The organism is Algimonas ampicilliniresistens, from assembly GCF_030159955.1.
Classification (GTDB): domain Bacteria; phylum Pseudomonadota; class Alphaproteobacteria; order Caulobacterales; family Maricaulaceae; genus Litorimonas; species Litorimonas ampicilliniresistens.
In genome coordinates this window covers 1,640,865-1,657,192 of record NZ_BSNK01000001.1, presented here as the reverse complement: position 1 = coordinate 1,657,192, position 16,328 = coordinate 1,640,865, and the positions used below count along the sequence as shown (strand labels likewise).

18 protein-coding genes and 1 other RNA gene are annotated in these 16,328 nt (G+C 55.2%); 12 read left to right on the top strand and 7 right to left on the bottom strand.

Going from position 1 to position 16,328, the window contains the following annotated elements; translation table 11 throughout:
* Positions 1-17 precede the first annotated feature (17 nt).
* The 8 genes from QQL54_RS07935 to QQL54_RS07900 all read left to right on the top strand — a co-directional run bounded on the left by QQL54_RS07935 (position 18) and on the right by QQL54_RS07900 (position 7,107).
* Positions 18-1,919 (top strand): glycoside hydrolase family 9 protein, encoded by a 1,902-nt coding sequence (locus tag QQL54_RS07935; protein WP_284389366.1) that lies wholly within the window; start codon positions 18-20, stop codon positions 1,917-1,919.
* Positions 1,920-1,977: 58 nt separating this feature from the next.
* A complete protein-coding gene (locus tag QQL54_RS07930) occupies positions 1,978-2,943 on the top strand; it encodes an ArsR family transcriptional regulator (RefSeq protein WP_284389364.1) in 966 nt (321 codons plus the stop codon).
* Positions 2,940-3,893 (top strand): methylenetetrahydrofolate reductase [NAD(P)H], encoded by a 954-nt coding sequence (gene metF, locus QQL54_RS07925; RefSeq protein ID WP_284389363.1) that lies wholly within the window; start codon positions 2,940-2,942, stop codon positions 3,891-3,893. Before QQL54_RS07930 ends, metF begins: the two co-directional genes overlap by 4 nt.
* Before the next feature lie 9 nt (positions 3,894-3,902).
* Positions 3,903-4,595, top strand: a complete 693-nt coding sequence (locus QQL54_RS07920; RefSeq protein ID WP_284389362.1) for a tellurite resistance TerB family protein — start codon at positions 3,903-3,905, stop codon at positions 4,593-4,595.
* A gap of 108 nt (positions 4,596-4,703) precedes the next feature.
* Positions 4,704-5,060 carry a hypothetical protein gene (locus tag QQL54_RS07915; protein ID WP_284389360.1) on the top strand — a complete coding sequence of 119 codons (357 nt, stop codon included), beginning with the start codon at positions 4,704-4,706 and terminating at the stop codon, positions 5,058-5,060.
* Positions 5,061-5,078: 18 nt separating this feature from the next.
* On the top strand, positions 5,079-5,954 hold the full coding sequence (locus QQL54_RS07910; protein WP_284389358.1) for a DMT family transporter: 876 nt from the start codon (positions 5,079-5,081) through the stop codon (positions 5,952-5,954).
* Positions 5,954-6,388 (top strand): DUF1801 domain-containing protein, encoded by a 435-nt coding sequence (locus QQL54_RS07905; protein WP_284389356.1) that lies wholly within the window; start codon positions 5,954-5,956, stop codon positions 6,386-6,388. The genes QQL54_RS07910 and QQL54_RS07905 overlap by 1 nt, the downstream gene beginning before the upstream one ends.
* Positions 6,385-7,107 (top strand): peptidoglycan recognition protein family protein, encoded by a 723-nt coding sequence (locus tag QQL54_RS07900; protein WP_284389354.1) that lies wholly within the window; start codon positions 6,385-6,387, stop codon positions 7,105-7,107. The genes QQL54_RS07905 and QQL54_RS07900 overlap by 4 nt, the downstream gene beginning before the upstream one ends.
* 6 nt (positions 7,108-7,113) lie before the next feature.
* On the opposite strand, the gene QQL54_RS07895 is transcribed toward QQL54_RS07900, so the two are convergent.
* The 4 genes from QQL54_RS07895 to QQL54_RS07880 are packed head-to-tail and all read right to left on the bottom strand — an operon-like array spanning position 7,114 to position 9,569.
* On the bottom strand, positions 7,114-7,359 hold the full coding sequence (locus tag QQL54_RS07895) for a ribbon-helix-helix domain-containing protein (RefSeq protein WP_284389352.1): 246 nt from the start codon (positions 7,357-7,359) through the stop codon (positions 7,114-7,116).
* 24 nt (positions 7,360-7,383) lie between these two features.
* On the bottom strand, positions 7,384-7,563 hold the full coding sequence (locus QQL54_RS07890) for a DUF4169 family protein (protein ID WP_284389351.1): 180 nt from the start codon (positions 7,561-7,563) through the stop codon (positions 7,384-7,386).
* Entirely contained in the window at positions 7,560-8,951 is a 1,392-nt protein-coding gene (gene fumC / locus QQL54_RS07885; protein ID WP_284389350.1) for a class II fumarate hydratase, read from the bottom strand. The genes QQL54_RS07890 and fumC overlap by 4 nt, the downstream gene beginning before the upstream one ends.
* Before the next feature lie 48 nt (positions 8,952-8,999).
* Positions 9,000-9,569 carry an SspB family protein gene (locus QQL54_RS07880; protein ID WP_284389348.1) on the bottom strand — a complete coding sequence of 190 codons (570 nt, stop codon included), beginning with the start codon at positions 9,567-9,569 and terminating at the stop codon, positions 9,000-9,002.
* 104 nt (positions 9,570-9,673) lie between these two features.
* Between QQL54_RS07880 and QQL54_RS07875 the strand changes: the two genes are divergently transcribed.
* Positions 9,674-11,035, top strand: a complete 1,362-nt coding sequence (locus QQL54_RS07875; protein WP_284389346.1) for a cytochrome P450 — start codon at positions 9,674-9,676, stop codon at positions 11,033-11,035.
* Here the strand turns inward: QQL54_RS07875 and QQL54_RS07870 are convergent.
* The 3 genes from QQL54_RS07870 to QQL54_RS07860 form a co-directional block, all read right to left on the bottom strand.
* On the bottom strand, positions 11,015-12,010 hold the full coding sequence (locus QQL54_RS07870; RefSeq protein ID WP_284389344.1) for a phosphatase domain-containing protein: 996 nt from the start codon (positions 12,008-12,010) through the stop codon (positions 11,015-11,017). The two genes, QQL54_RS07875 and QQL54_RS07870, sit on opposite strands and share 21 nt — an antisense overlap.
* 101 nt (positions 12,011-12,111) lie before the next feature.
* Positions 12,112-12,485, bottom strand: a transfer-messenger RNA (tmRNA) gene (gene ssrA / locus QQL54_RS07865).
* 53 nt (positions 12,486-12,538) lie between these two features.
* Positions 12,539-12,865, bottom strand: a complete 327-nt coding sequence (locus QQL54_RS07860; protein ID WP_284389343.1) for a YegP family protein — start codon at positions 12,863-12,865, stop codon at positions 12,539-12,541.
* A 117-nt stretch (positions 12,866-12,982) separates the two neighbouring features.
* Here QQL54_RS07860 and QQL54_RS07855 point away from each other — a divergent pair, with 117 nt between their 5' ends.
* The 3 genes from QQL54_RS07855 to QQL54_RS07845 are packed head-to-tail and all read left to right on the top strand — an operon-like array spanning position 12,983 to position 16,328.
* Positions 12,983-14,068 (top strand): M20/M25/M40 family metallo-hydrolase, encoded by a 1,086-nt coding sequence (locus QQL54_RS07855; RefSeq protein WP_284389342.1) that lies wholly within the window; start codon positions 12,983-12,985, stop codon positions 14,066-14,068.
* On the top strand, positions 14,065-15,210 hold the full coding sequence (locus tag QQL54_RS07850; RefSeq protein ID WP_284389340.1) for a hypothetical protein: 1,146 nt from the start codon (positions 14,065-14,067) through the stop codon (positions 15,208-15,210). Before QQL54_RS07855 ends, QQL54_RS07850 begins: the two co-directional genes overlap by 4 nt.
* Positions 15,207-16,328, top strand: coding sequence for a M14 family metallopeptidase (locus QQL54_RS07845; protein ID WP_284389338.1), 1,122 nt, complete (start codon positions 15,207-15,209; stop codon positions 16,326-16,328). The genes QQL54_RS07850 and QQL54_RS07845 overlap by 4 nt, the downstream gene beginning before the upstream one ends.

The following is a 16,328-nucleotide window of genomic DNA, read 5'->3' as shown; positions in this document are numbered from 1 at the left end:
AAGGATTGAGCGTGCATATGGCAAACATGCGCGCGCTTCTCTCTTTCCTGATCCTCCTCCTCCTTCTGGCCACGACGGCCCGAGCGACGGACCCGGCGCCGTTCATTCTGGTTGATCAGTTTGGCTATCTACCAAAGCTAGAAAAACGGGCGATCATCCGTGATCCAGTGATTGGGTTCGACTCCGATAGGTCCTTCTCGCCCGGGCCGACCTATGTCGTGATTGATACGAAAACGGGGCAGGTGGCCTATGAAGGCGAACCCGTGGCTTGGGCGCGCGGGCAGATGGACGAGACATCGGGCGACCGCATCTGGTGGTTTGATTTTAGCCCGCTGACACGTCCCGGAACCTATGTGGTTCGCGATCTTAATAAGCGCATCGATAGCGATCCGTTCGATATTTCACCGACAGTTTATAGACCCGTCCTGCGCGATGCCTTCAAGGCGTTCTATTATCAGCGCGCGGGGTTCGAAAAACGCGAACCCTATGTGGCCACTGGCTATGCCGACAGAGCGTCCCACCTCCGCCATGGTCAAGATAGAGAAGCCCAGCGCTATGACGCTGTGGGTGATATGACCACGGCGCGGGACTTGCGCGGTGGCTGGTATGATGCGGGCGATTATAATCAATATACGAGTTGGACGGCGAATTACGTCTCTAGCCTGCTCGCATCCTATCTCGAAAACCCCGCCGTTTGGACGGATGATATGGGTATTCCAGAAAGCGGAAATGGTATTCCGGATGTGCTCGATGAAGTGAAATGGGGGCTGGACTGGCTCGAACGCATGCAGAATCGTGATGGATCGATGCTGTCAGTCTTAGCGCGCGACGAAGCGTCTCCACCATCCAAATCGACCGGCCCGTCACGCTACGGTCTAGCCAATACATCGGCGACCGTCACAGCGTCGGGGGCTTTTGCAATGGCGGCATATGTCTTTCGTAGCGAACCGAAACTGGCGAAGCGGTCTAAGCGTTATCGGGAACGGGCGATCCGCGCATGGGACTGGGCCGAGGCTAATCCGGCAGTGAAGTTTTACAATAATAGCGACGAACACGGCACAGACGGACTCGCTGCGGGGCAGCAGGAAGTCGAGCAAGACCGCCTCAACAAGATGCGCTTGATCGCGGCGTCACGACTGTTTCCTCTGACGGAAGATCCCAAATATGCACGTTTAGTCGAACAACTTTATGAACGCGTTGGCGGCGTCAAGGCGGACACGGCCAACGGTTTTGAAGGCGATTTGGGCTTCACTCTGTTGACCTTTGTGGGATTGGAGGGCGTTTCCGAGCGCTTCGCCGATAAGGTGCGCTCTGACTATGCGGCAGCTATGGATGAATGGAACGGATGGCCGGCCGTGCGCGGTGCGTCAGACCCCTATGGCGCCCATACAGATGGATACTGGTGGGGCAGTAATGGCGTGAAAGCGCGTCGGGGGGCTGTCTACACGCAGGCAATTGTCGGCGGTGTTGATCCGGTGACGCATACGCAGGCTCTGAATGCGGCGTCCCATTACCTGCATTACCTGCATGGCGTAAATCCGATGGGGCTGGTCTATCTCACCAATATGGATCACGCAGGCGCAGAGCGGTCAGCTTCGACCCTGTACCACGCTTGGTTTGTCGACGGATCGAGGGATTTTGACAGCACTAAGACATCTCGCTTTGGTCCAGCCCCTGGTCTGATGGTCGGTGGACCAAATGAAGGCTATGCACGAGACGCATGTTGTGAAGATGTGTGCGGCGGGCATGGTGATCGGCTTTGCCGCCGTCAGAATATTGTGCCGCCAGAAGGTCAACCGCCCGCTAAATCCTATGGGGAGTTTAACGACGGATGGCCGCTCAATAGCTGGTCTGTCACGGAAAACTCACTCGGCTATCAAAGCGACTATATTCGACTGCTTAGCAAATTCGCACGTTAAATACACATATAAAGAAAATTTTATATGCTTTGCGGACCGCGCGTGATAGGTTGCGCATATGGAGCAATTTGCACGCATATTGAAGCTACTGGGTCACCCGGATCGCCTGCGAATTTTGGCATTGTTGCGGCGTGGTGAGTTAACGGTCTCCGAGCTTGTGTCTGTCATGGAACTCTCACAGCCGCGCGTGACCCAATATGTGAAATCACTCGAAGATGCTGGGATCGTTGACCGATTGCGGGAAGGCTCTTGGGTGTTCTCTCGGCTTCGGTCGGATGGCGATGCGGTGTCATCGCTTGTGCGTGGTGTTCTTAAACAACTACCAAGTGCTGACCCAATTCTGGCCGCGGATCGCAACCGACTGGAAGATGTCCGCGCCTCTCGGGCGACGCGCGCTGAACGGTTTTTCGCTGATGTAGCTAATAATCGCGGGCAACTGTCGCATGAGTTTCTACCGAAATCGCGCGTCGAAGCCATGATTCTGGCCCAACTCGGGGACCGGACTTTCGACTTCATGGTGGATTTGGGTACGGGGTCAGGGCGTATTCTAGCGCTACTCGCGGACCGCGTTCGCCGGGGCACAGGCGTCGATCTCTCACCGGATATGTTGCGTGTTGCGCGCTATACCTTGCGGGATGAGAGGTTTGGACATCTCTTTGTTCAGCAATCCGATCTTTGCCAGACGCCTTTGGCCGATGGGGTCGCCGACCTCGTGACGGTCCACCAAGTGTTGCACCATTTAGATCAACCCGTGGACGCCTTGTCAGAAGCGATGCGTTTGCTGCGCCCAGACGGTGTTCTGCTGGTTGTTGATTTTGCCGAGCATGAACGCGAGGAATTCCGCGATCAATATGCGCACCGCCGACTCGGTTTCTCAGAGCGTGAAATAGCGGATCAGATCGGCGCGTCCGACTTTCACAACGTTGTTTGTACACGCGTGGACGCCTCTGATGCGGATCATCCTGACCTACTTGTCTGGCGGGCCACCCGCACGACAACCCGAACCCCGGAACTCGTCACATGACTATGTCTATGCCACGCCGCGATCCGAACGCCCCAGTTGGCGCGATCGCACGTACATCATCTGAGGTGTCGAGCCGATCAGGTTCGGATGACGTATCTGTCAGTTTCGAATTCTTCCCGCCCAAGACGGGAGCTGCCGAAGATCGACTCTGGTCTGCGATTGAAAAACTCGAACCGTTCGCCCCCGACTTTGTCTCCGTCACCTATGGGGCGGGGGGTTCAACGCGCGAACGCACGCACCGCACTGTCGAGCGTATGGCGCGGGAGACCAGCTTCACACCGGCGGCGCATTTGACCTGCGTTGACGCACCGCGCGCAGAAATCGACGCGATTGCGCAAGACTATTGGGATGCGGGTATTCGCCACATTGTTGCGCTGCGCGGGGATCCGACCGAGGGTATCGGAGAGCGCTATCAACCGCACCCCGACGGCTATGATTATGCATCCGAATTGGTCGCAGGTCTCAAGAATATTGCCGACTTTGAGGTCTCAGTGTCCGCCTATCCCGAGCTTCATCCTGAAAGTTCTGACTGGCGCGCGGAGATCGATAATCTCAAACGTAAGATTGATGCTGGCGCGACCCGCGCGATTACGCAATTCTTCTTTTCACCGGACATTTTCTGGCGCTTTCAGGACCGCGTTCTCGATGCGGGGCTTGATATTCCCATTGTGCCGGGCCTGATGTTGCAACCTAACGTCAAAGGCCTCCAACGGATGTCGTCGCTTTGCGGGGTCGCGGTTCCTGATTGGTATGTTGAGTTGTTTGAGGGGCTGGATGGTGATCCTCTGACTCGCGACATGCTGACCGCATCGCTCATGTCGGAATTGACGGCAGAACTCTATGATCGTGGGGTTCGCCAATATCATCTCTATACGTTGAACCGGGCCGAAATCGCAGGGGCCGTCGCCCGTGTTTTGGGTATGCACCGACGAACGCAGCTCGTGAGGTAATTTCGAGTCGTGATTTGGACCCGTCTTTTTACGGCCGCAGCGCAGCTATTTGGCCCACCGACGTCAGCCGATGGTCGCGGGACGGCAGGCTCTGTCGAAGATGCCCCCGTTGCTGCGGCTCTGATTGCGCTCGGTGCAAAAATGGCGAAAGCCGACGGTGAAGTTCGACCCGAAGATGTTGCCGCCTTTGAACAAGTCTTCAAGGCTGAGCCCAACTCGCGCGCGATGGTGCAGCGCTTCTTCCGTCTCGCTCGACAAACTACACTTGGCTTTGAACGCTATGCGCGCAGGGTGGCGCGGCATTTTCGGGCACGCCCGGCTGCGCTTGAAGATGTGATGGACGGTTTATTCCATATCGCCTTGGCAGACGGTATTTTGACACGTGACGAGAATGACTATCTGGCCCGTGTTGCGGAGATTTTTGGCTTCTCTGAATCCGAGTATGGACGTCTCAAAGCGACCCATATTGGGCGCGATGCCAATGACCCCTATCTTATTCTCGCCATCGACGAGACGGTTACCGATGAAGAGCTGAAAAAGGCTTATCGCCGTGCTGCCGCCGCCAATCACCCGGACCGGATCATATCGCGCGGGCTGCCGCCAGAAATGACGGGATTGGCGACGCATAAAATGGCGATGATCAACCGGGCCTACGCCCAGATAAAAGCGCAACGCAAGAAAGAGCGGGCAATTCTGCTTTGATTTAGGGCAGTTCGGGCGAAATTACACGCTGATGTGACGATATCGCAATGCGTGTGGTCTTGACCCCGCCGCAATTGTTTCCGATCTAGAGAGAGTAGGAGACGCATAATGACAGGTACACAACATCTCCCAGGTCCCGGTGCGGGGCTGTTCGGACAGATCGGTCGCTGGTTGACCCTAGCGGGCGTAACTGTTGCTGCAGCGTTTATGCTGTTTTTCTCTGCCGCTTTTGCGCTCGTGCTGATTAGCGCAATCGCTATTTTGGCTCTTATTGCGGTCAGTGTGTTCTGGATTCGCGCTAAACTGACCGGGCGTCCTTTTGGACCGCGCGCGCAAATGGATGCGCATATGGCTGATATCCGTCGTCAGATGGGCGTGGATCAACGGCCAGATGTCGACGTCGCATCCGATGGTCCGATTATTGAAGCCCGGGAAACGCCGGAAGGCTGGACCGTAGAGCGCTAAGCGCTTACGCGCGCGGCCATGACAGGCCGCGACTTTCTCATTTTCATGGCCTGCTGCTTGGGTTGGGGCGGCAATTTCGTGCTGAGCGCTTGGGTGGTCGGGTCTAACCCCGTTCCGCCCTTCATGCTTGCCTTATTCCGGTCAGGCATTGTTCTGCTGGTCATGGGTGTGTTCTTATTCCGACCGCTGCCGGAATCTTTTGGCCGGTTGTTGATCGTCGGGTTTTGTGTTGGCCCCGCTCATTTAGGGTTTCTCTATACAGGTCTGCAAACCGCACCTGCATCGGCAAGTTCGATCATCAGTCAGGCCCTAATCCCGATGACGACGGTCCTCTCCGTGTTGTTCCTGAAAGAGCGCATTGGTTGGGTTCGGTCGGTCGCGATCTGTGTGTCGCTCTTGGGCGTTATGATCATGGTTTACGAACCGGGGGCGCTATCTCTGGACAGAGGCATGATGTTGCTTCTCTGTGCGTATGTCGCCTTGGCCATAGGATCGGTTCTGATGCGCACAGTCCCCAACGTTGACTGGCGGCAATATGTGGCTTGGACCGCGCTGATGGTGTTTACACTATCTTTGCCGGCCACAGCTCTGTTCGAAACGGGTCACGCAGTCGCGTGGGAGACTGCGGGGTGGAAGCTGGTTGTCGTGGCCCTCTACGCCGCTCTGTTTGTCTCGGTCTTTGCGCATGGCCAATATTTTCGCCTGCTACAGACTTATGAAGTCAGCCAAGTTGTGCCTCTGTCTCTGATGACCACGGTTTGGGCGTGCTTGTTGGGCGTGTTGATGTTGAACGAGACACTTTATCCGCGCTACATCATTGGCGCGCTGTTGATCCTACCCTGTGTTTGGATCATCGCCCGACGCGGAACTATTCCACCCGTGCAGGAGGATTGATGATGGCCAACAAAACTGTTCCGATGGCGCTAAAAGTTTCCGACTACATCGCCGCGATTAAAGATCCGCAGCGTCGCGAGGACTGTCAGCAGATTTTGGACATGATGTCTGAATTATCGGGCTGGGAACCCAAGCTTTGGGGCAATACACTGGGTAGCGCCATCGTTGGATTTGGTGAGTATCACTACAAGTATGAGAGCGGGCGGGAAGGCGACTTCATGCGGTTGGGGTTTGCCAATCGATCGCAGAATATCTCGGTCTACATCATGCCGGGCTATGAAAATATGGGCGACCAGCTGGCGCGTCTCGGCAAGCACAAAATAGGGAAGTCCTGTCTCTACATTAAGCGTCTGTCGGATATTGATGTGGATGTGCTGAAGGAAATTATTCGCAAAGATATCGAAATCATGGCGGAGCGATATCCGCTGTCATGACACCGATTATCGACGCACCGTCCCCCAACCAGAATGAGCGCAAGCTGCCCATCTCTCTGCTGGTGCTGCACTATACAGGTATGGAGAGCGGTGATGCCGCGCTGACCCGATTACGGGACCCGGAAGCCAAGGTTAGCGCCCATTATTTAATCGAAGAAGACGGGCGTATCTTCCGAATGGTCGAAGAGGACAAGCGCGCTTGGCATGCAGGCGTTTCAAACTGGACCGGAATAACAGACGTCAATTCCGCAAGTATTGGCATTGAGATCGTTAATGGCGGGCATGATTTCGGCTTGCCAGACTTTCCGGACGTACAGATCAATGCGCTGATCCCGCTTTGTAAACGGATCATCATGGATCACGATATTCAGCCGCATAATGTGGTAGGTCATTCCGACATCGCCCCAGAGCGAAAAGACGATCCGGGCGAGAAATTTCCTTGGCGTGGACTGGCTGCTGCTGGGATAGGTCTCTGGCCGGGCGACGGAAATGGTGATCGGCGTGTTCTATTCGAAGCGGATGATCGGGACAGGGGTATTGCGATCCTACAACGCGCGCTCGCAGGCATTGGATATGCTGTAGAAATCGATGGCGTCATGAGCGAGCGGACGGTTCTTGTTACCCGAGCCTTCCAGCGACGATTCCGGCAGGAACAGGTCGATGGTGTGGTTGATATGGAGACGTTCGACCTCGTCGCGCGCGCCGCGCAAATGGTCTGAGATCGTTTATTCTGAGTGGTCTTTGGGATGAGGTGAAGTCTGCTCCACAGCGCGCTTGAGGATCCAAACCCTTATATAGCTCGCAAGACCCTGTTCTGGGCTTTGCATCAGACGCTTATCATCTAGTCGTCGGATAAGACCAGATACAGATGTTGTTTCTTCATCTGCGGCTCGGTCCAATTCGGCCCAGAATTCCGGTTCAAGCGCGACAGACGTCGCGTGACCATAGAGTGAAATGGAGCGTTTTTTCACGAGTCCGAACGTTCGCCTTATTCTCTAGAGGGTTGGGTCCAGCTTATGACCGTCAAGACTATGTGTTTGCGCTTTTCGGGTCGATTCCGCCAACGTCCGTTCTGCCGCACTTAATCCATGCGCGACCCGGTTGGCGTCAGCCTGCTTTGAGGCTGCCTCCTTGGCCTTGCGTTTGCGCGCCTGTCTGAGGTTTATGACCTTCACCGAGGGGAAATCATCAGTTCAGGCCGGACGACGGCATCGAACTCGGCTTCAGTCACGAAGCCGAGCGCCACAGCTTCTTCGCGCAGCGTTGTTCCGTTTTTATGCGCCGTCTTCGCGACTTTCGTCGCATTATCATAGCCGATGGTCGGAGCCAGAGCGGTGACAAGCATCAGAGACCGGCCTAGCAAATCGGCGATCCGGTCTTCATTTGCGGTGATGCCGACGACACATTTGTCAGCAAAGCTGCGCGACGCATCGGCCAACAGCGTAATCGACTGCAACATATTATACGCCATAACGGGCTTATAGACATTCAGTTCGAAGTGTCCTTGGCTACCCGCCACGCTCATCGTCGTGTTGTTCCCCATCACCTGCGCGCAGACCATAGTCAGTGCTTCGCACTGGGTCGGATTGACCTTGCCGGGCATGATTGAGCTGCCCGGCTCGTTGGCAGGCAAGCTAATCTCACCCAGACCCGAACGCGGGCCGGACGCAAGAAAACGGATATCGTTGGCAATTTTGAACAGCGAAGCCGCGACCGTGTTCAGGGCGCCGTGGGCGGAGACAAATGCGTCATGGGCGGCGAGCGCCTCAAACTTATTCTCTGCCGTACGAAAAGGGAGGTTCGTATAATTTGCGACTTCCTCGGCAAAGGACTCTGCGAAACCGGGTTTGGCGTTCAGACCCGTGCCGACAGCCGTGCCACCTTGGGCCAATGGATAGAGCTCCTCTAAGCCCCGTTTGACCCTCTCAATGCCCAGATCGATTTGCGCGACGTAGCCAGAAAATTCCTGACCGAGTGTGATCGGTGTGGCGTCCTGCGTATGCGTTCGGCCAATCTTGATGATGTCTTTGAAGCCTTCCGCCTTATCGTTGAGGGCGTTTCGCAGAACTTGTAACTCGGGTAGCAGTCTGTGCACGATCTGTTCTGCCGCGCTAATATGCATGGCGGTTGGGAAGGTGTCGTTGGAGGACTGGCTACGATTGACGTGATCGTTCGGGTGAACGGGGTTCTTTGAGCCGATCTCGCCGCCGAGGATTTCAATGGCTTTGTTCGATACGACTTCGTTGGAATTCATGTTTGACTGCGTGCCCGATCCGGTCTGCCAGACGGAGAGCGGGAAATTGTCGTCAAGCTTGCCTTCCGCCACATCGGAGGCGGCCTGAACGATCGCGTCTTTCAGATGGGCTTCAAGATTGTCGGCTTTGTGATTGGCGATGGCGGCGGACCGCTTGATGATGCCGAGCGCGCGGATCAGCGCAGGCGGCATAGTCTCAACCCCAATCGGGAAGTTGATGAGCGAACGCGCCGTCTGCGCGCCGTAATATTTGTCAGACGGAACTTTGAGTTCGCCAAAGGAGTCAGATTCTGTGCGGTATTGAGTCATGCTGCGCCGTTAGCAGGGGCGCGGTAAACAGGCTAGCCTCTCGGCGTGCTACTTCTTGCGGAAGCTGTCCAAGCTGACGACCTTCGGTCCCTCTTCGACAGGGGCATCGTCGTCTTCCGTAATGGGTTCTGACGGTGTTTGAGCTGATTTTGCGGCTTTCCCGAAAGTTGGCCCTGCATTTGACGCAAGACCGGTCTGCGCGGGGACGCCAAGGGATGTCGTCGGCGCGAGGCCAAGCACAGGCCCGGTTTCAAGCTCTGGCGGCGTATCGAATGCCAGAGAGAAGCCAACGCTTGGGTCATGAAAGCGCGTAATCGCATGATAGGGAACGCGGAGATATTTGGGAATACCGCCAAACTTTAGTGTCACTTCGAAATCGTCGGCATTGGCCGCCAGATCCCAGAACTGATGCTCCAAAACGATGGTGATTTCTTCGGGATATTTTTCGGCGAGCGAATCGTCGATTTCTGCGCCCGGATAGCGGGTCAGAAATGTGATGTAGAAATGGTGTGCGCCCGGCAGACCGTCTTCGCGGATAACGCGACGAATAGCATCACGCACGACACCACGCAGCGCAAGGCTCCGCATCTGTTCGTAATTCATCAAGTCCTGGCTCATGGGGCTACCTTAGAGCGGCGCAGTTAAGCGTCAACTGCCAAGCCTGTGACCAACTGCGAAAGCGCCGCAAGACAATAGAGGCGATGAGCCGTATGCAAGTTGTAATGAACGATACTCCGACACCCAGCCAGGCTAGAGCATTGTTTCAACCGCCTCACGCTAAGCCTCTGACAGGCCAAGAAAGCTTCGTTGAAGCGACTTGGAAATTTATCCGCAATCCGGTCGAGGGATTCGGTCCTCTGACCTATCGCCAACCGATCGTCACGGCGAAGACGATGGGTCAGACGCTTCACATTATCTCTGACCCGGTGGGCATGACGGACGTTCTGGTCCGCCATGCAGACAAATTCACGAAGACGGCTATCGATGCGCGCATTCTCGGCCCGGCGACGAAGGAAGGTCTGCTCTCGGTTCATGGTGAGCAGTGGAAGCGACAACGAAAATCTGTCGCGCCCATGTTTCGAAAGCGGCATATGGCTGATCTGGCGCCGCTGATGACTGAGGCGATTGCGGGTTTCACGGAGCGACTCGGCCACAGGCCAAATCTGGATCTGTCGACAGCGATGGCTGAGTTGACGTTCGATGTTTTAGCGAAGGCGCTGCTCGGAGATCCGAAAGGGCTCGACCGTGAGCGATTGAAAGTCGCGACGCGGGCTGTGGTAACAGGGGCTGGAACGCTTCGACCTGACGATCTGCTGCCTTGGCCGCGATGGGTGCCACGCCCCATGACGCCAAACGGGTCGCGGGCGCTGAGACGATTGAAACGGGCAGCAGATGATTTGATTGCCGAACGGACAGTTCATCCGACCGACGACCTTGTTGGTCTTCTGATTGATGCAGATAATCTAAGCCAGCGTGAGCGACGGGATAACCTCATCGGTTTCTTCATTGCGGGGCATGAAACAACGGCCCTAACTTTGACGTGGGCGCTCTATCTGCTGGGCCGTGATCGACCGACGTTAGAACGGGTGCGGGCAGAAGTTCTGGAAATATGTGGATTAAAATCTGTTGAATATGAACAGCTTGACCAGCTTATCTTCACGCGTGCGGTAATCGATGAAACGATGCGTTTGTACCCGCCAGCTCCGATTTTAAATCGGGAGCCGCAAGAACCCGTCGAGATTCTCGGTCGAACATTACGTCCGGGCGATGCTGTGCTGCTCAACAATTATGTGATGCACCGCACCGAGCGTCTCTGGACTGATCCGCTTCTGTTCGATCCGGATCGGTTTCTTCGTGATCCGTTGCTCTCAAAAAAGGGCGCGCCTTACATGCCGTTCGGGGCAGGTCCGCGGATTTGCGTCGGAGCCGCCTTTGCGATCATGGAATCAATGATGGTGCTCGCGACGCTGGCGCGAGACTTCGATATTATTGTCGCTGATGATGTCTATCCGCGCCCACTCATGACTGTCACATTGAGACCAGAAGGCGGCGTACCGGCGCGTCTAGAACGTGTTGTCCAATAACGGTTCGAATGTTTCACCAGCGAAAATCTGAATGCCAAGCGCTTCGATTTCTTTGAGAGGAAGGCGGTCTTCTTCGTCCATGCCGGCACCTCCAGGCGTCCGAATAAATACGCCCTTGATGCGACCAGGATGACGCAGAACAGCATCACGATAAACTTCAGGATCATGCTGTCCGCTATCGCCGATAAGATAGAAGGGAAGGTCAGGGTTGGCGGCGAGAACGGTATCAATCGCGTTACCCTTATGATTACCATGCATTCCTGTGATCATCTTAGTTGGGTCAATGCCAAAATCGCGCAGGAATTTGGGTCCACGGACGACGCCGTTCGCGGTGAAAACGGCTTCTAAAAAGCCATGCAGGTTCCATGGGGATGAACTGACATAAAAAACGGGGTTTTTGCGACCTGACATGGATCCGGACATCATTTTCAAAAGCGTCGCCGCATCAGGGAAAATATATCGGCTGCCAACCGATCCAGTGACGCTGGTCCAGAGGTTTTTACGGCTCGACCAAGCTTTGGTTTGCATGACCGTGTCGTCAATATCGGAGATAATGCCATACTCGGCGGTCTCAGATGTGATTAGGACGGGGTGATGAACGGTTTCATCGGTTCGGTTCGATTTGACAACGGCCTCAGTCCACCCGGCTGGTGGATTATTACGCCGCAATTCGAGACGATAATAGCCTTCTTCATCCGATATGGCTGTCTCGTCGCCAAGGCTGACGGTCTCACCTTCGACTTCTTTCGTCATGAATAAAGCCGCCATGGCGGCGAGGTTTTTCACCAGAGACGGGGTGTCATTTGAGGCTCGGCTTGTATCCGCTTCTAACACACGACCGCGAATAATGATCTTATCGGGGGTGGAATAGCCAAAGTAAGGCTGGAGATGGATATCTTCAGGCGGGATGTCGTCCTGAAATGTGTCGATAATGTTTTCCGCCCGCACGGCGATAGAGTGCATAAATGATGTCATCCGCATTACAATGCGTGACAGTTTCAAATGGTTCCCAAAAAGTTAAGAAATTTTTTGGGTATGAATTGAACCCTCTTCGGACCCTCATAATCTGTCGGAAAAGTGGAGGGTTTCTGTTGCCAGCTACCCTCCGGAGCCCGCCTAAGGCGCTGAAGCCCTAGGAGTTAAAAGTCGGAATCATCCGAGCCGCTTACGCAGCTAGAGCGAATTCCTCAGCAGAATTGTCATTAGCAATTACTGTTGTCAGGCCTTTAACGGGGCCCACACGAACGAAAGCTAACGTCTTTAGGCGTCTGTCGAAACTATGTCGGCCCCATGAAAAGCCCTCTCTCTTCCGTGGAGAAGAATGAGAGCTTATGGTGGAGCCGCCGGGTACCGCCCCCGGGTCCAGTCCGCTTATTACACGCGCGTTTATCGTCATATCTGGCAAGCCAGCCCAATCTATATAGGCCAACATTGACGACAATTCCATAGCCAAAAAAAAGCCGCCTCAGTGGGCGGCTTTTAAAAATACTGTGTTGGATGGGTCTAACCCGCCCAGCCCATACGCTTGGCATTGCTCTCGCAATTCGCTTTGGACGAATAGCCTTCGGTACTGCGACCAACGGGTTCGCCATTGCTTGCTGTCCGGCGCCAGCGATGTTCACCGGCTTTATCTTCGTAAAACTCCCACTTGTCTTTGGAGCCGAGGCTTTTTGGGTTTCCATTATAGCCATGGCGTTCCGCATTTGCGACGCAGCTGGATTTCTGGCTGTAGCCTTCCGTGGCGGCGCCGATAATGTTGCCGTTAGAGGCTGTACAGCGCCAGCGATGTTCGCCTGCCTTATCTTCGTAGAATTCCCATGTATCGGACATCGCGATCTCCTATGTGTCTTGTTTAGACGTTACGGTTAATAAGGCGAAGTGGCTTTTGGCAAGACCGAATTGGGCTCAGACATTGAAACCTGATCGTCCTGCGGTCATAGCGTCCTCATGGGACAGGCCACCGATTATCTCCGTCCGCTAGTCGCGTTCGACACTCGCAATGGCAGCGGTGATGAGATCGCTTGCGTGAATTGGCTGGCTGACAGACTTCGCGCGCACGCACCGGATCAGATCATCGTCGAAACTGTTTTGCGGTCACGCGGTAAGACGGACAGCGCTTTCGTCTTTGCCAGCTGGGGTCAACCGACGGTCGTGCTGAACGTTCATATCGATACAGTGCCAAGCGGGGAAGGCTGGACGGCCAACCCTCTTGACCTGACTATTCGCGACGGACGGGCCTACGGGCTTGGCAGTGCGGATATTAAAGGGGCGGCTGCGGCTATCCTTGCCGCACTAGATGATGTCGAGCCGAACAATGTCGCGATCCTGTTCTCAGGCGATGAAGAGCATGGATCCGAAGTGATGCCGGCTGTTCTGGAACGCGGCTATCTGGACACTATCCGGCAAGCCGTTGTTTGTGAGCCGACCTCTTGTCGCGTTGGGCGCGCGCATCGCGGTATGCTGGCGATGAAAGCGACGTTCTCCGGACCGGGGGGGCATTCCAGCCTAGCGGACACGATTGACGCGCCCTTACTACAAGCCGCCGACTTTGCGTCGAAATTGGGGGTCTACAAACGCGATCACCTAACCTTTGGCGAAACGCCGTTCCAAGGTCTCTGCGTCAATATTGGCGAATTGACGTCGGACGGCGCTTATAATGTTATTCCAACAACCGCGTCTGCGTGGATATCTATGCGACCGCCACCCGGCGATCATGTTCAGGCGCGTGAAGCCGATGTGATTGCGTTGGCGAAGTCAATCACTGACAAACCCGAAATAGATACAATCGTGGCTTTTGAGCCTTTTGCATGCCGTGATCTGTCAGCCTTCAAGCCCGTTTTTGAGCCCGACGAGATCGTGGATCTACCGTATTGGACGGAGGCGTCGCAGATGAGCGAAACCGGAATCAACGCGATTGTGTTTGGTCCTGGCAATCTTGAACAAGCGCATCGGCCGGACGAATATGTTGAGCTCTCACAACTTGAATTGGCGCAGAACCGCTATGCCGCCGTTTTGGCAGGAGGACTGACATGAATAGCGTCCGTCAGACGGTTTTATCGTCCCTATCCGCGGTTGGCGCCACGCAGGAAGCGCAATTTTATGCGGAACTTTTTGCCAAAGAGGACCCAGAACGGTTCGCTTTGATCCTGCTCGATCCGCGCGTGCTCAAAAATCCACTCCTGGAAGCTCTGACATCGAATTTGCAAATTCTGTCAAATCTAGGGCTGGCCCCAACCTTGCTGATTGGCGCGCTGGACGACAATCGAACATCTATCAAGTTCCAAGCCCAGAGACTGACGCGTGATCTGGACAGTTCGGGTGTCAAGGTCGCGAAGCTCGACACTAAAACCTATGGTCTGATTGGTGAAATCCGCCGTCGGGCTCAGGCTGGGATCATCCCTGTTCTGGAAATGACCGAACGTCGCGGGCAGGGCGCTTTGCCGAAACTCATCAATGATTTGCGACCGACAAAGATTGTATCGCTGCAACCATCGGGTGGCTTGGATGTGGACGGCGTTCGTCGAAGAAATCTGACGCTGGCAGAGATCGAAGACTTTATCGATAGAGCCACCTTAACTCCGGGTCAGCAGACATTTTTGCGCATGGTGCAGCGGATTGAGCAGGATGCCAATGAAGGCCGCCGAGCCTATGTTTTGGCGTCGCCTCTTAACCTTCTGAGCGAGCTGTTCACGACCAAGGGCTCCGGCACGTTGATCCGGCGGGGCGCGGCCATCGTACGCCATGATAAGTTGGACGATCTTAGCCATATGGAGCTCGCCAGTTCGATGGATCGGGCGTTCGAGAAGACGCTAGACAGCGACTTTCTAAAACAAGCGATTGAAGCGGCTTTTCTGGAAACGGATTTTCGCGCTGGAGCCATTTTTACGCGGCTGGCAGATCAACCCTATCTGTCGAAATTTTGGGTTGTCCCTGAAGCTCAAGGTGAAGGGCTGGCCCGCGATGTTTGGGAAAAGATTTGCGAAAATATTCCCGGGTTTTTCTGGCGATCACGTGAGACCAATCCGTTCAATGATTGGTATCTGTCAACATGTGACGGAATGCAGAAGAGCGGGGATTGGCGCGTCTATTGGAAAGGGTTAGAGGCGTCTGCCCTGCCTAATGCGATTCACGCCGCGGCGACCGCCCCTGACGATTTCAAACCGAGTTCTTTATGACAGTCTCTATCAATGCCGCTTTTGACTCCGGAAATATTGAGGTGGTCGATGCGACTGACCCGCAAAATATCCGGCTGCGTATTCGTCAAGACGCGCATAGTGATTTCTATCAGTGGTTCCATTTTCGCGTTGCGGGCGCGAAAAATATCCCGCTTCGACTAGTGATTGAGAATGCAGGCGGTGCAGCGTTCAAAGGCGGTTGGGAAGACTATAAAACCTGTATGAGCGAAGACCGCGAAGATTGGCTACGTGTACCGACATCATTCTCTGGCGATGAGCTGGTGATCGAACACACACCGGCTTTGGACTCCGTTTATTATGCTTACTTCGCGCCCTATACGATGGAGCGTCACCGCGACCTGATCGCAGACGCGCTATCCCATGACGGCGTGTCTCTGTCTGTTTTAGGCCAGACGCTCGACGGTCGCGACATGGATTGTCTTTCGATCGGCGAAGGTGACAAAACGGTCTGGGTCATCGCGCGGCAGCACCCGGGTGAGAGCATGGCCGAATGGTGGATGGAAGGTTTCGTCGCTCGACTGACTGATCCAGAGGACGACGTCGCGGTCGAGATGCGCAAGAAAGTCCGGTTCCGGATCGTGCCAAACATGAATCCGGACGGATCGTTTCGAGGTCATCTCCGGACCAATGCGGCCGGTGCGAACCTCAACCGCGAATGGGATACGCCAACGATGGACAATAGCCCCGAAGTTGTGCTGGTCCGTGACGCGATGGATGCGGACAAGCCGGTGCTCTGCCTTGATGTTCACGGCGACGAGGCTTTGCCATACAATTTCATCGCTGGGGCCGAAGGCATCCCGGGCTACACGCAGAAACAGGCTGACAATCTTGCCGCGTTCCTAACGGCTTACAAGGCCGCTAGCGCCGACTTCCAGACGGAGGTTGGTTATCCCGAAACGGCGCCGGGCAAGGGTAACCCATCCATGTGCACCAACCAGACGGCGGCGCGTTATAACTGCCTCGCCATGACGCTGGAAATGCCGTTCAAAGATAATGCCAACGCGCCAGATGAGGCGCGCGGCTGGAGTGGTGATCGTTGCGCACAGCTCGGTAGCGATACACTCGACGCGATGGCGGCCGTGATTGACCAATTATAA

Bases quoted from the DNA above. Each gene is read 5' to 3' on its own strand.
- QQL54_RS07935 (WP_284389366.1), top strand. From the start codon at position 18: ATGGCAAACATGCGCGCGCTTCTCTCTTTCCTGATCCTCCTCCTCCTT.
- QQL54_RS07930 (WP_284389364.1), top strand. From the start codon at position 1,978: ATGGAGCAATTTGCACGCATATTGAAGCTACTGGGTCACCCGGATCGC.
- metF (WP_284389363.1), top strand. From the start codon at position 2,940: ATGACTATGTCTATGCCACGCCGCGATCCGAACGCCCCAGTTGGCGCG.
- QQL54_RS07915 (WP_284389360.1), top strand. From the start codon at position 4,704: ATGACAGGTACACAACATCTCCCAGGTCCCGGTGCGGGGCTGTTCGGA.
- QQL54_RS07910 (WP_284389358.1), top strand. From the start codon at position 5,079: ATGACAGGCCGCGACTTTCTCATTTTCATGGCCTGCTGCTTGGGTTGG.
- QQL54_RS07905 (WP_284389356.1), top strand. From the start codon at position 5,954: ATGATGGCCAACAAAACTGTTCCGATGGCGCTAAAAGTTTCCGACTAC.
- QQL54_RS07900 (WP_284389354.1), top strand. From the start codon at position 6,385: ATGACACCGATTATCGACGCACCGTCCCCCAACCAGAATGAGCGCAAG.
- fumC (WP_284389350.1), bottom strand. From the start codon at position 8,951: ATGACTCAATACCGCACAGAATCTGACTCCTTTGGCGAACTCAAAGTT.
- QQL54_RS07880 (WP_284389348.1), bottom strand. From the start codon at position 9,569: ATGAGCCAGGACTTGATGAATTACGAACAGATGCGGAGCCTTGCGCTG.
- QQL54_RS07875 (WP_284389346.1), top strand. From the start codon at position 9,674: ATGAACGATACTCCGACACCCAGCCAGGCTAGAGCATTGTTTCAACCG.
- QQL54_RS07870 (WP_284389344.1), bottom strand. From the start codon at position 12,010: ATGACATCATTTATGCACTCTATCGCCGTGCGGGCGGAAAACATTATC.
- QQL54_RS07860 (WP_284389343.1), bottom strand. From the start codon at position 12,865: ATGTCCGATACATGGGAATTCTACGAAGATAAGGCAGGCGAACATCGC.
- QQL54_RS07855 (WP_284389342.1), top strand. From the start codon at position 12,983: ATGGGACAGGCCACCGATTATCTCCGTCCGCTAGTCGCGTTCGACACT.
- QQL54_RS07850 (WP_284389340.1), top strand. From the start codon at position 14,065: ATGAATAGCGTCCGTCAGACGGTTTTATCGTCCCTATCCGCGGTTGGC.
- QQL54_RS07845 (WP_284389338.1), top strand. From the start codon at position 15,207: ATGACAGTCTCTATCAATGCCGCTTTTGACTCCGGAAATATTGAGGTG.